Consider the following 14,585-nt stretch of genomic DNA (forward strand, 5'->3'; position numbering starts at 1 on the left):
ATACACATAGGCCACGTAAATTTACTAGAAAAAATAAAACATTTGTACAATTCAGAATAACAATAATGTAATCACAAAACATCAGTGCATAATTAGAACTTATGCGGTAGGGTAGGCAGAGCGGCCTTGGAGCGTATAATTTTTTCTAGCCCCAAAAGAAAATTTTCGTATCTAGCAGTCTCTAAACCATTACGACTATTTGCATATTCTATATATTTCCTTGTATATCTTATATTCCCCAATCTATAATGTAATTTTGATAGCACATCAATTGTAAAGCCTGACAATACATCAAGATAAAAATTTATAGTTTTTCCATTTGCAAGCAATATGCCCGGCATACCATAGTTATTCTTAGCCTCCAATAGATCAACCCACCTGTGCTTACTAATCCTACTTAGTAAAGAACAATATGCCCTAATAGCACCTAAGCGACTATTTTTAATAGCCGAAAATAATCCATTACTAACGCTACCAGATCTAGCCAATAGTATGTCAAACACCATATCATCAAGACTATACTTAGGGATATTGTTACCTACGAATACCAATCTATCCAATAGACTACCAAACGAATAAATTGAAGATGAGTGACCCTCCTGCATAGCAATAAACAGCCCACTCACTCCTCTATTATTAACAGACATTAGTATATAAAAAATCATTTTAGCAATACTATTTACTGAAACCGCACCAGAAAGGGAAATCAGTCTATCTAGCAGCCTACGAAAAGCAAAAACTGCAGATGAACGCCCTCCCTGCATGGCCATAAACAGTCCCGTATCACGTCTACCTTCTCTTCTCCTAGCCTCTATCAAATTAAAGATAGTATTAGCTAATACATTAGGAGACATTTTCCATTTCAACGAAAGTAACATGTCCAATAAACTACCGAAAGCGGAAATAGCATCGGCACTACCTTCCTGCATAGCCATAAATAGCCCCGACTCTCCCCTCATATTATTAGCAGTAAGTAAATTCGGTAATACTCTTAGCTTCTCATTATCAGACAATCCACGCAACAAATAACAATATGCGTGTATAGAATTATGACGATTATTAGTCAAAGCAACATGTAGGGCTTGTATACCGAGGCTACTTCTACCGTAAACAATGCTCTCCCTGACACTAGAAGGAAGTAAAGATAGTCTCTCGGACATCATCATTATATTTTTAGTGCATATCCCGTTCTCCATCAAATGATATAAAGCACACTCTGAAATACCATCGTGTATCAATGTTTCAAATACTAATAGAGACTCGCTACCTATAATATTATTGCTACTACACTCATAGACCATTAATTCATGCTCTTTAGGAGCACTTAGTAATTTTTCAAAATATACAGAATAATAACTCCCGGTAAACTTATTTAAGGAAAATTTTTCTTCATTCAAGAAAAGATCTGGATTATCAACTTCACTACGAGCAACAACATTAGTCTTGTTTGGATCAAAAAAATGCACTACATACCTACGTCCAATGTTACCTAAATGATTAGTTTTTAATTTACAAATAACTCTTAATGCCATTGTATGATCACAACTACGTAACAAAAATACCCTTTGACAATTAATCTTTGTATCTATAGCAATTTCACGCAAAAAAACACCGAATCTACGGCAAACTATAATGTATTTATTACATGATTTACTTATCAGACGATCAGGGAGGTCACGAATGTTATCAAGAGAAGCTCTCCTGGCAACCGTCATTATTGATGACGTACTTCCAAATAAATCATGAATTCTAAGCTTTTTACCATTGTTATGGTGCCTAATGCTTTCAGAAACATATAAAGCGGACAGATGATTGCAAACAAGACTCTCACCATCTATTTGAACCTTGGAGTTTAATGAAATAATATTACTAACATTTTTCTTAGATACATATGGCTCACTCTTGTCGGAAGATGACAAAATTTCTTCTGAATAAGCAGAAATACGTATTGCAAAATTATTAGCACACGACATCTTATTTTCCAAACTTTTACAAACAAGTACTAATCGTCACATACAAAAAATAACAGTGTATAAGAACACTAATAATAACTGATAGCAAAAAAACCAATGTATACAACTATACAGTTATTACGTGAGAAATAACAAAGCCCCAACGTACATTCATTGCTATCAGTAAAAATGCCCAGAATTATAACTGAAATATTACTGTTAGACATTTTATTTTTTAGAGAAACAACATAAAACTATTATATCTATAACAGGCTATCAAAAAAAGCACCATCTCAAATATTATTCATAATCACGTAAATACACAACCCACACAGCGAAATGTCATAATTACTAAATACCACAGAGCACCTTATAAAAGAAAAGCGTAGAGTAAAACTTATAAGTACCTATTTTATTAGGAATATAGGGCAACTTACAATTATCAATTGATCCAGATCGATTGAAATATAAAGCCAGATCAACTAAGGTATAAAGATTCATTGACAAACAATACCATGATGCCGATAAAATATTTTATAATAAGTAAATCACGTATAACATAATCACCTATCTTGTACATTCGCCCTTGCAGCATTACTTCTATAACATCTACATATTGATACCACAAATATTCCATATCAGTAAAGAAATAGCATGTCATGGTGCAACACATTTTTATTTCTTATAAGATCGCTGTAAATAATAAAATGTTATCAAGAATATGAGTTTTATACCGCTCCTAGTCAACAAGGGCTTTTGCTTAATCTTTACCTTCCATATGGGTATGGCATATACATCGTATTATTAAGATACTCAAAAAGTTTGCAAACAAAAAGTTAATAGTTAATACATTTCCATTAATTATTGTAAATTTGCACAGTTTATTTTATGTAATTACAATATGTGTGTGTGACATTTTTATAACAATAGAGCAACTTTATTTATAAAGCAGATATTACAAGGTCACGAACTAACTAAAATATATGACAAATTATATTTGTCACCAACACTTACCTGCATCATATCGATTAAAACGTACAATAATTCTCTATTATTAACCAAATATTCGTAGAGTTATTATAATAATATTTAATATTACTTTTATTATACGAGTAACTAGCATAGGAACAACTGATTGTAATTCACACTAACGGCACGGATATTAAACGGCACTAGAGTTTTTTGAGCAGCTAACCCGTTGTATTAACAATGTAGGCACACATAATGACAAGCAGGGTAATATAATACTGGCAAATAAATACTATGTACCCTCAGGGTGTACTACTCCTGGACTAACAGAATCGGCATGCTCTTTGAGCCTATGAAGTAGGATTTGATATGCCTCTATTTCTTTTTCAGTAACATCTCGCGAAAAATAGGAACTCTCTTCATATTTTAGTTTTGATATCAACGCGGCAGATGTAGTACTTGGCAACTGAGTTATTATTGTTAGATAAGCTTCCATTGTCTCTTTGTTAGAGCTCAACACGCTAGGAAATCCTTTGGAACCAATAGCTACCAATATATCTGGCAAACTAGATTCATTAATTTTCCTCAACAAAGAAAGATAAGCAATAACTGCACCTGCATGATTATTTTCTAAAGCCGAGGATAGGGCAGTCATACCATAATCAGAACGTGCAATCAGTAAATGAGAAACCATTTCTGTAAAACGTGTATTTGAAATCGTAGTTTCCAGGGATAAAAATCTATCTAATAAATCGCCAAAAGCATGTACAGTGCCAGCATACCCGTTACTCATGGCCACAAATAATCCTGTTTTACCGTTTGAATCTTTCTCCGTTAACAAATCAAAAACAAATTTTGTCATACTATCGCCAGATAACTTATCACGCAAAGACAACAACCTGTCTAACAGGCAAGCGAAAGCAGACAAAACGCTAGTGCCACCTTTGTAAATGGACATAAGCAAGCACGACAAATCATCGCAACGCTTAGCCATTAACAAACAAAAAATAACTTTTGCTAAATTATCAGCAGATACCTTTTCCTGTAAAAACAGTAATAAAATGTCCATCAAACCACCAAAAGCAGACACAGCACCTGCACAACCTTCTTGCATAGCTATAAAAAGGGAAGGAACCCCATCATTATTACTAGATAACAATAAATCAAAAATCATCTTTGCCAAACGAGAAGCAGGTATTTTTTCACTAAAAAAAAGCAGTCTTTCTATCAAATTACCAAAAGCAGATACAGCACCTGCACAACCTTCCTGCATAGCTATAAAAAGGGAAGGAACCCCTTCATTGTTACTAGATAACAACAAATCAAAAATCATCTTTGCTAAACTAGAATCAGGCATCTTCCCACTAAAAGAAAGTAATTTGTCTACCAAACCACCAAAAGCAGATATAGCATCAGAACAATTCTCTTGCATGGCCATAAATAATCCTGACGCACCACTATTGGAACTTGACATTAGTATATCGAATAGTATTGTGGCAAGTCTGTCACTATCCATTTCATCATTTAGTGATACCAATTTATCTAACAATAAGCCAAAAACACGAACAGACTCTGCATGTCCTTCCTGCAGCGCTATAAACAAACCTGGAACACCACAATGACTTCTAGCTAATAAAATACCTAGCAATAATGATGCCAATTTTTCTCTTGGAACAAGATCTAAAAGTGAAATGTATGGAGCTATAGAGTGGTGCCTATTACAAGATAATGCCATATGCAAAGCCGTCGTATTATCACTACCCCTACCATACAAAATGTTACTACTTTCACCATCTAAGCTCAGTAAAGATAATCTTCTAGACACCTCTGCAATACACGAACTACCACCGTCTTCTACTACATGATATATCAAACATTCTGAAACACCATCCTGAGACAAAGTTTCTAGCTTTAAAAATCCTTTACTATTGTTAACCTCATCCTCACTATACTCATGTATAACACATTCATCTTCTCTAGGTCCTCCAAATGTATTTTCAAAGTAATATCCGTACATGCTAGCTAAAAAAAACTTGCGTAACGAAAATTTATCTGGCAACAAAAAATTATTAAGATCACTAACTTCGCTACGAGCAACAACATTAGTACTATTAGGATCAAAAAAATGGACTACATAACTAGATACAACTTCTCCACTATTATTCACCTTTGATTTATGAACAAGCCTAAAGGACATTAGATGATTGCAACTACCCAATAGAAATACTCTCTGCCTGCCAACTGGAAGATCTCTAGCAATTTCATGCAAAAAATTACCAAACCTATCACAAACAACAACATACTTACTATGAGATCTACTGATTAAATAGTCGCATATACCATCAATATTATCTGGTGCTATACTTTCTATTGATTCTCTAGTTCCTAGTAACTCATGTACCCTAAATTTACTTCCATTATTGAACAACTCTATGCTCTTTAGCATATACAGAGATGACAAATGGGTACACCCTATTGCTTTACCATTCAATTCGATCCCTGAATTTAAATTCTCTATGCTGCTAACATATTTGCCGGATATGTATGGGTCAGACTTATCATCTGCTAGCAATGCATCTAGAGAACATGCATAAACCCTTAAATGTACATCAAACACTATGCTTACATCCAATGTCAATTTAAATTGTCGATAAAGAAAAGCCAAGCCCTATTAGTTGTAGTCAAAGAAACAGCAAATTACGAGTAAAACTGGCATCAATCTGTAGTATCATGCAACACATTACATGTTATGTTGAAATGCATTCTCTCTTATCTTGTCCATCCACACCTACTACACAACATCGTAAACTAACACATGCCCAACTAGTGTTCTGCGCCTCATGTAGTATAGTTTAAGCATAACACTTACAAACTTACAATTGATAATTTTGGCTACGGTGAAGGCACATAATATATTATATGTTATCATCCACACTATGATTTATACAATATAAAATCAAATATTATGCACAAAATATTCATAAAAATATAACTAGACATTGCCATAGTAATAATAAAATTCTACCTCATAAATACATAACACAATATCAGTATTAAGTTACGGATCATAATTTAATATTATAGCAATCAACTTCATAATATATTTGTACATTTTAAGGTTATCTATTATTCTATTCCAATAATAAATACAGCGTGTATCCATAAAATCATCGGGTGACATGTATCATCTTGATTGCACAGCACCAAAAACATCACATGAATAGTAAATTTATTTACAATTGTTATGCATAACTTACATGATTGATTATTAATTTTATCAAGTAATATGAAATTAAATTATTAATAATAAAAACTAGCTACGCACATAAATGAACAAAGCTATTATAAATAAATATTTAATTTTTTAGTAATCACAAAAGAATTATATTATTTCAAATAAGTAAAAATACTTTTTTATTAACAAACCTACAAATATATTACCAACAGTAACATATATGCTAAGAAATTGTATTTTTTATATGATCGAATACACTACCAATGTTTATATAAATAATTAATATAATCATTTATTGCACCTTCATTTGCTTCCTTTATCACACAATTATGATCATCTGTAGTGATTTTAATAAATACAAACTACTAAATAAAATAAATAGTATACTATGCCCATGGAAATACAATCTATGTTTTTACATCATAAAGATCTTTAATATGTTACTCAGACATGCATGTATCATCGTATATGCATATAAAACAACTGCTATTTTTAGTTATATTATTAATATATAAATCGGTTAGCATTAAAAATTACTAGCAGTTCATACTTAGCACTACCTAATTTAATTAGGCGTTATTACCAGAATTCTAAGGTACAAATAACATTTAATAAATGTTCACTATACCTGCTATCGCTTTAAAAGCCTATTTGTAGTAGGATCAGAACTTAATTTTTTATCAAGTAATACTATGCATGTTAGCATGTTCCTCCAGCTTACAAAGAAAATCCCTATAGCATTCAAATTTACTAACATTGGTGCTAGCATGTTCACGCATTACTGTACTTAATTTTGAATATACTACAGAAGCCACAGTAGGCGGCATACTCAACAATACAGACAAATAAAATCCAACAGTATCTTCATTTGCCATCAATACCCCTGGAATACCAGAGTCATTGGTAGCTATTAATAAATCCGGCAATCTGGACTCATCAACTCTCCTTAACAAGGATCCATAGGCTAAAATAGCATCCTTGCAGTTATTCTCTAGAGCAACTAACAAACCCGATGCAACACCTCCAGGAGCGCTTGCTACAATAAGATCATATAACATATCTGTAAAGGTCTCATTTGGCACTCTACCTCTAATAGAAAAAAGTGTATCTACTAAACCAGCAAAAGCAGATATTGCATCTTCGTGTCCCTCATGAAGGGCCATAAAAAGGGCAGACGTCCCTTCTGTACTAGGACTCTTTAGTAAATCAAAAATTATTATGATAATATCATTTCCAAACGTACCATCAATCAAAAGCAACAACTCATCTAACAAGCTGCTAAATAAACAACCAAAAGCAGTAACTGCATTAGAGTGTCCTGCCTGCATAGCCGCAAATAATCCTGGTTGTCCATTAGGGCTCACTGCCATTAGCAAATTAAAAAGCATAGCAATCAGCCTACTGCTATGCATATTACACTTAATGGATATAAGCCTATTTAATAGCAATCCAAAAGCGCTAATAGAGTCAGACTTGCCATTCTGCAAAGCCATATACAATCCTGGAGTCCCTGCATCACTCTTAGCCATTAGTAGATCAAAAATTATCACTGCAAGATCATTACCACTTACGTCAGCACACAAAACTAAAAGCTTATCTAACAAACCACCAAAAGCACAAATAGCACCGTAGTTATTATTTTGTAGAGCCATAAATAATCCAGATGATACATTAGGAACATAAGCCATCAATAAATCAGAAATTACAGTAGCAAATTTATAACAAGACATCTGCGATTTTATCAATTTAAGTATGTCTAGCAGATCTATAAAAGCCCTAACAGACTCAGTACACCCATTCTGCAAAGCCATAAATAATCCTGGGATACCCCTATTATCCCTAGCCATAAGAATATCAGGTAACAAATCTACTAACTCGTTAACTGCAAGACTTGATAGCAACTGACCATAGGCATTTATGGAATCGCTCTTTCCCCGCAATAATGCAATATGCAAAGCTGTTACGCAACAACTGTTCATCCCATAAAGAATACTTTTACCTATTTTACCCACTGGAAGTGAAGATAATCTTCCTGATAAAGATATAATATCTGAACCACTATCACCATCATTCATCAAGTGGTATATCAAACACCCCGAAACACCAACTTGAGACAAAGTTTCAAGTTTTGAAAATCCCTTATTGACTGTTTTATAATCACTATATTCGTGTATGATACACTCTCTCTCCATAGGTCCTTCTGGTGAGCTCTCGAAATAATTTTGATACGCAGTCTCCAAAATAAATCTTCGTAGGGAAAATTTTTTTGCATTTAAGAAATCACTTGGAGAAAAAACCTCGCTACGCGCGACTACATTTGTTCGGTTGGGATCAAAAAGTTTAACTACGTATACGTCCTTCGCGCAACCACCACGATCAACTTTTGTTTTGTGATAAACATTAAACGCCATTGCATGACTACCACTCCCTAACAAGAACAACCTACGTTCACCAACAAGGGTATCTAAAGCAATCTCGCATAAAAATTTACCAAAACCTTCACAAGCAATAATATACTTATTACAAGCCATATCTCTTATGTGATCGTACGTTCCACAAATATTTGCGGGGGCTTCTTTCTCTAGAGATTCTTTTGTGCCGAACAACTCATGAACTTGTAATTTTTTTCCTTCATTTTGATAATCAATACTCTTGACAATATATAAAGAAGATAAGTGAGTGCATAATGCGGTTTCTCCATAAAATTGGGCCACACTATTTAAGTTAACAATATCACTAACGTTCTTAAGAGATACATAAGGATCACTTTTATCGCTATGTGTTAATACTTCATCTGAAAAGGCGCAAAGCCTTATTGGATAGCCAGAACAATGGGCCATTACATACACATCCTAAATAATTGTCACTTACGTTACTTACTAAAATACATGAGCAAGCAACAGCTATGAAGCAATCTTAAGCTAACTGGACAAAACGATTGTACCAACAAATAAATTGATGTATTCACAAAATATATGCATTAAATATACTGACGCTAATTACACATAACATATTCTTGGATAGAAAAAAAGAAGATGTAAGCAATGAATCTATTGTACTGCATAACAGAATTTGTATTTAAATTATCTAAACAAAGGAATTGCCAAAACAAAGGCGCAGTGATTAATTTAGTAATAGTAATTTTTATCTACACTAGTTACTTACACTACTAATAATAACTCTAAACGGTATAGCAACCTCAAGTTCTACATCATATCGTCTAGCCTAATAGCAAAACACATTGTATCTAAGAACAATCATGCATAATCAATATTATTCACACTTAACTTATTATCACAAATAACTAATAACATGCCCTCATTATACACTATATAAGAATTTGAAATAGTGGTACTGTCACTACCTAACGAATTTAGGTAATCATCTTTCTACGAGAGTTACATTATGATTATTCATCTGTAACTATCATAAAAAATATGGATCTACTGTTAGTATTCTATCAATGGTGCCCATATCTTGCCAAATTCCTGGATAAACAGAACCACTAACTTTATTATCTTGAACATAATGTTTTATCATATCTCCTAGCTGAGCAGCTGATGTTTCATCATCTTGAAAGATATGTTTACGATAAAATCCCATACCACAAAAGGTGTATATATTATTTTCTTGCAAAAAAACCACCCCAGAAGAAGACAATGAAAAATCACTATTGTTGTTTATTACTTTTATCAAAAATAAATGCGCTACATATTGAACATTATTAGCTAATAAAAAATTATCCCAAGAACAAAAATCTGTCCAAACATCTGCATTGATAACAAAAAAAATATCCTCAGTCAGTAATTTTTTATCAACAGCATATCGTATTCCAGAAGCTGTTCCCAAAATACTACCGGTATCAGTAATCTCCCTAGAATAGGATATGCTTACTCCCCACTTACTGCCGTCACCAAGATATGATTCCAGCATCTCTCCTAACCATCCTGTATTTATGACAATTGAATCTACTTTCATTCTAACCAACCGTTCAATATGGTACACTACAAGTGGTTTTCCTTTTATAGAAATAAGTGATTTAGGAATTTTATCTGTTAATGGGCGTAAGCGGGAACCACGACCAGCAGCTAATATCATAGCTTGTCTACACACTATTAACTCCATCGGAACGAAGTTTTTGTGTCTGCCTATCAAAACAATAAGATAATGCATCTTTATACTTACTGTTAGGGCCAAAAAGATCGCTAACAGCGGCGGAAACGCGCCATAGAACTCGTGACAAATATGGCAAGTAATGTGACTTACCATCTCGTTTGAACAATCGCACAAAAATTCCCAGTATTTTTAAGTGTCTTTGGAGCCCCATAAAGACATACTGACGATAAAATAGCTCGAAGCTTTCATGCTTATAGGACAATAAAAGATAATATTGCCTCAAAAGATAAAATTCATCATCTTTAGAAACTAAGACATAGACATCACGAAGAAGAGAAACCAGATCGTAATATGTTGATCCTACTACAGCATCCTGAAAATCAATTACAGCTATATCTTGATTGTTAATTATCATATTCTTGCTATGAAAGTCCCTATGGACAAAAACATTGTGATGAGAAGCAACATCCTTGATCACTGATTCGAATAAATCATTCCAAACAACTGATTCATCATAAGATATATAGGGCAAGTACCATTCAACAAAAAGTAGCAGCTCTTTTTTAAGCAAATCTTGGTTATATACTGGCAACACATTATCACATGCAATACCGCTAAACTTCCGAAGAATATGGAGAGCTTGCCTATAAAGTAATAGGCGCTTTTCTTTAGTACATGAATGTGACACTACATCATAGAAGCTTTGGCACCCAAGATCCTCAAGCAATATAAATCCACGTGATATACTGCTCTCGTAAACCAAAGGAACACGTACTTCTCTGTTATCGAGAAGCTTGGCAACATTCAAAAACTCTACTACTTTCTCCCTTTCTGGGGGAGCATCCATTACTATGTAGGACCTTCCATCTGAGGTAGATAGGCGAAAATATCTGCGAAAACTAGCATCAGCGTAGGAATATTCAACTGAACAAATAGAGGCATCGACCCCCATTGCCCAAAGGTAAGCCTCCTGAGCCCGCTCGTCATTTTCGATATCAATCAGATACATAGAAGATAAATATTATGTTAGGCCGTGTTAATAAACTATACTATCGCTACTATTCAACATTGTAAGCTAAAAACTATCACCAGTGGATCTTTTCCATCGTATAATAGGCTGGCTATTTCTTATGGAGCTTCAAGATAAAATGTTGAAATACCGAAGTATTATATTATACATATTCTTTGTAATTACTACGGCCTCTTTTACCATAACACAGTCCTTAGCTGCTTCATTTGTTGAATCAGGAAAACTCGTTGGCGAAGGGCACATAGTAGCTATTGTTGACAAGGATCCAATAACTTCCCAAGAGCTAAAATGGCGAATGTTACAAATTAGACAAATGCTCCCTAACAACCTACCAAAAGGCTTATCTGAGGAGGAGATACGTAGGCGCACATTGGAAATCATGATTGATGAGCAAATTGAACTTAACTATGCCCATGAGCTTGGATTAACGGCTACTGAAGAAGAAGTGGAAGCTGCTATAAACGAGGTAGCAAAAAATAGAAAAATATCTCCTAGGGAGTTATTAGATAAGTGGATTGCCAGTGGAGCACCTGGCTCAGAGTTTAAGCAAGAAATAAAAAGACAATTGCTCCTATCGAAGCTAAAGCAGAAAGTACTTCGAGACATTGTCCGTATAACTCCTGATCAAATTACAAACTTTATCTCCCAACACAGGCATGAAAAAGAGCTACAGCTGGAAATACAGCACATACTTATTCCAATTTCTACGGACAAAGAAAAAGCAACGCAGAATGTAATTGGACTCTTTCATTCTGGGCACACATTTGACAGTTTGGTTATTCAGTTCTCTAAAGCACCGGATGTCTCCAGACATGGGTATATGGGCTGGCGCTACGTAAGCACCCTACCTTTGGAGCTTCAGAAAATTTTGCTGGGTGTTAATGTAGGTGACGTAGCACCCCCGATAGAAACACCGTTGGGAGTAGAAATCATACTGATCAAAAATAGGCGCGAGGTAGAGTCTCCATTTGCTGATCAGACGCAAAAGAAGCTGCAGGTTATAGAGTTAAGCAGGTCATCTAGTGGAGATGCCAAAGCCAAATTGGAAGATATTCGTGAAAAAGTACTGTCTGGAAAAATTTCATTTTCTGATGCTTTGAAAGAGACTTCGGAGCAAGAATACAATATCTTTGATGAACGGTGGGTAAATGTTAGTGAGTTACCAACAACAATAGCGAATGCTGTTCGTAGTCTTGGAAGCAACGGCATTAGCCAGGTTGTAGCTGATGAAGATAATTATTACCTGATAAAAGTACTAGGCAGCAGAAAGCAAAGTTTACCAATTACGCAGCAGCAATCTATAGCAACACAGATGATTATGGATAAACAGGGTGAGCAAAGGTTTGCCAATTGGCTAACATCGCGTCGCATGAAAAGCTATATCAAGGTTATAGACAGTGATGTCTGAGACGATAACAAACAAAATTGTCATAACTGCTGGGGAACCAGCTGGAATAGGACCTGACCTTTGTGTGCTTCTATCTCAAAATCCCTGCCCAAGAGGAACTAGATTTATTGTAATTGCTGATCCTATAGTCCTTGAGAGCAGAGCTAAGTTACTGCGCAAGAAGTTATACCTAGTTCCGTATGATCCTAAAAAAAATCCGGAAGGAATAATGGAGCTTATATCAATAACATATCCGGAACATCCAGTACCTGGGATGCTAAACCCTAAAAACGCATCGATAACACTAGATGGTATAGACCTTGCACTAAATGGTTGTCAACAAGGAGAGTTTGACGCCATGGTAACTAATCCTGTAAGTAAATCCAATCTAATAGCTGCGGGATTACCATTTACTGACCACACTACCTATTTGCAAAAAAAGTGCAAAGCACCCCATGTGGTCATGGTTATGTTTGGGGAACATAGCTGGTGTGTAGCTTTAACGACCGTACATATTCCGTTGAAAGATGTAAGCCGCTCGCTATCTACTGCAGGAATAGTAAGTACTTTGTCTGTCATAGACCATGATTTCTACCTATATTTGGGTAAAAACCCTAAAATCGGTGTTTGTGGGCTAAATCCACATGCTGGTGAGAATGGTCATATAGGACGAGAAGAAATAGAAATAATTTCCCCTGCGATATTGATAGCCCAAAAGCATGGAATTTCTTGTCTGGGACCTATATCGGCAGACACTGCATTTTGTGCTGAGCAGCGCAATCAGTTTGATGTGATACTGGCTAGCTACCATGATCAAGGCTTAGCTCCTTTCAAATTAGCTAACACATTCTCTGGTACAAACGTCACATTCGGACTGCCTATAATTCGCACATCTGTGGATCATGGAATAGCATTAGATAAAGCTGGTAATGGTAATATCTCATCTTCCTCTCTAGAAAGTGCAGTTAAACGTGCCATACAGTTTTGTATAACTAAGAGAACCCATGCCAAGAGCTAAGAAAAAGTGGGGACAAAATTTTCTATGTGACTCCAATGTAATAAAAAGTATAATATCTGCCATCAATCCATCATGTCATGACCCATTTCTAGAAATAGGTCCTGGTTACGGTGCATTAACAGATTATCTTGTAGACATCTCGAATAATGTAATAGCAGTTGAGATTGATCGAGAATGCGTACAATCGCTTAAAAAGAGGCATAATAACCTAGTCATTCTTAACCAAAACATACTCCATTTAGACTGGTCATGCTTATCTGGCAAAAAACGAATTGTAGGAAACCTACCTTATTATATTTCTTCAAAGCTATTAGAGTTATTCTGTAACCATCATAGTAACTTTATTGATATACACATAATGCTACAAAGGGAGGTGGCAAAGAGGATACTTAGCAACCCAGGGGATGTAGAATTTTCCAGAATTTCAATTTTCGTGCAAGCATACTTTGATGTTGAACACATATTTGATATAGAACCTGGGTGTTTTAGACCTTCACCGTCTGTTGTGTCAAGTTTTATAAGGTTAAAAACTAAATCCAATCCTAGGCCAATTAGCAATCTTTGTTATTCCATAATCAAATCTGCTTTTTCACAACGCAGAAAAATGATACGTAATAGTTTATCTTCATTTTTTTCAGAGCTTAACTTTGAAAAAATGGGAATTGATAGCACAAAAAGAGCACAAGAAATGAGTAGGGAAGAATATGAAACTATGGCTGTATTTTTTTCCAAAATTGGTAAAAATTGTTAAATATGTCATAATATTTTTATTTTTACTGCGGATCGCGAATGATCGCACGGGCATTCCTGTTAGTTTTATATGTTACTCGGCTGATACCAATAGCGTTTCTCTCATTATTCCTCGTTGCAGCGCCGTT

The 14,585-nt window shown here is 34.8% G+C and carries 8 protein-coding genes; 3 read left to right on the forward strand and 5 right to left on the reverse strand.

Translation table 11 applies throughout. From position 1 onward, the window contains the following. Window positions 1–92 precede the first annotated feature (92 nt). The 5 genes from A6733_RS01540 to A6733_RS01565 all read right to left on the reverse strand — a co-directional run bounded on the left by A6733_RS01540 (window position 93) and on the right by A6733_RS01565 (window position 11,281). Window positions 93–1,973 (reverse strand): ShET2/EspL2 family type III secretion system effector toxin, encoded by a 1,881-nt coding sequence (locus tag A6733_RS01540; protein ID WP_092411232.1) that lies wholly within the window; start codon window positions 1,971–1,973, stop codon window positions 93–95. Between the two features lie 1,240 nt (window positions 1,974–3,213). Then, window positions 3,214–5,538, reverse strand: coding sequence for a ShET2/EspL2 family type III secretion system effector toxin (locus A6733_RS01550; RefSeq protein ID WP_176696754.1), 2,325 nt, complete (start codon window positions 5,536–5,538; stop codon window positions 3,214–3,216). A 1,298-nt stretch (window positions 5,539–6,836) separates the two neighbouring features. Continuing rightward, window positions 6,837–8,996 carry a ShET2/EspL2 family type III secretion system effector toxin gene (locus A6733_RS01555; protein WP_092402595.1) on the reverse strand — a complete coding sequence of 720 codons (2,160 nt, stop codon included), beginning with the start codon at window positions 8,994–8,996 and terminating at the stop codon, window positions 6,837–6,839. Window positions 8,997–9,582: 586 nt separating this feature from the next. Further along, window positions 9,583–10,269 carry a nucleotidyltransferase family protein gene (locus A6733_RS01560; protein ID WP_175330598.1) on the reverse strand — a complete coding sequence of 229 codons (687 nt, stop codon included), beginning with the start codon at window positions 10,267–10,269 and terminating at the stop codon, window positions 9,583–9,585. Beyond that, window positions 10,262–11,281, reverse strand: a complete 1,020-nt coding sequence (locus A6733_RS01565) for an aminoglycoside phosphotransferase family protein (protein ID WP_092402599.1) — start codon at window positions 11,279–11,281, stop codon at window positions 10,262–10,264. Before A6733_RS01565 ends, A6733_RS01560 begins: the two co-directional genes overlap by 8 nt. Before the next feature lie 121 nt (window positions 11,282–11,402). Between A6733_RS01565 and A6733_RS01570 the strand changes: the two genes are divergently transcribed. The 3 genes from A6733_RS01570 to rsmA are packed head-to-tail and all read left to right on the forward strand — an operon-like array spanning window position 11,403 to window position 14,458. Beyond that, a complete protein-coding gene (locus A6733_RS01570) occupies window positions 11,403–12,710 on the forward strand; it encodes a peptidylprolyl isomerase (protein WP_092414915.1) in 1,308 nt (435 codons plus the stop codon). Continuing rightward, complete coding sequence (gene pdxA, locus A6733_RS01575; protein WP_092402603.1) at window positions 12,703–13,707, forward strand: 4-hydroxythreonine-4-phosphate dehydrogenase PdxA; 1,005 nt, start codon at window positions 12,703–12,705, stop codon at window positions 13,705–13,707. The genes A6733_RS01570 and pdxA overlap by 8 nt, the downstream gene beginning before the upstream one ends. Continuing rightward, a complete protein-coding gene (gene rsmA, locus A6733_RS01580) occupies window positions 13,694–14,458 on the forward strand; it encodes a 16S rRNA (adenine(1518)-N(6)/adenine(1519)-N(6))-dimethyltransferase RsmA (RefSeq protein ID WP_092402605.1) in 765 nt (254 codons plus the stop codon). The genes pdxA and rsmA overlap by 14 nt, the downstream gene beginning before the upstream one ends. Window positions 14,459–14,585 lie beyond the last annotated feature (127 nt).

It is taken from the genome of Candidatus Ichthyocystis sparus (assembly GCF_900078745.1).
GTDB lineage: Bacteria > Pseudomonadota > Gammaproteobacteria > Burkholderiales > 2013Ark19i > Ichthyocystis > Ichthyocystis sparus.

Coding starts and splice junctions, on each gene's coding strand:
- A6733_RS01570 (WP_092414915.1), top strand. CDS start 11,403: ATGGAGCTTCAAGATAAAATGTTGAAATACCGAAGTATTATATTATAC.
- pdxA (WP_092402603.1), top strand. CDS start 12,703: ATGTCTGAGACGATAACAAACAAAATTGTCATAACTGCTGGGGAACCA.
- A6733_RS01555 (WP_092402595.1), bottom strand. CDS start 8,996: ATGGCCCATTGTTCTGGCTATCCAATAAGGCTTTGCGCCTTTTCAGAT.
- rsmA (WP_092402605.1), top strand. CDS start 13,694: ATGCCAAGAGCTAAGAAAAAGTGGGGACAAAATTTTCTATGTGACTCC.
- A6733_RS01540 (WP_092411232.1), bottom strand. CDS start 1,973: ATGTCGTGTGCTAATAATTTTGCAATACGTATTTCTGCTTATTCAGAA.
- A6733_RS01565 (WP_092402599.1), bottom strand. CDS start 11,281: ATGTATCTGATTGATATCGAAAATGACGAGCGGGCTCAGGAGGCTTAC.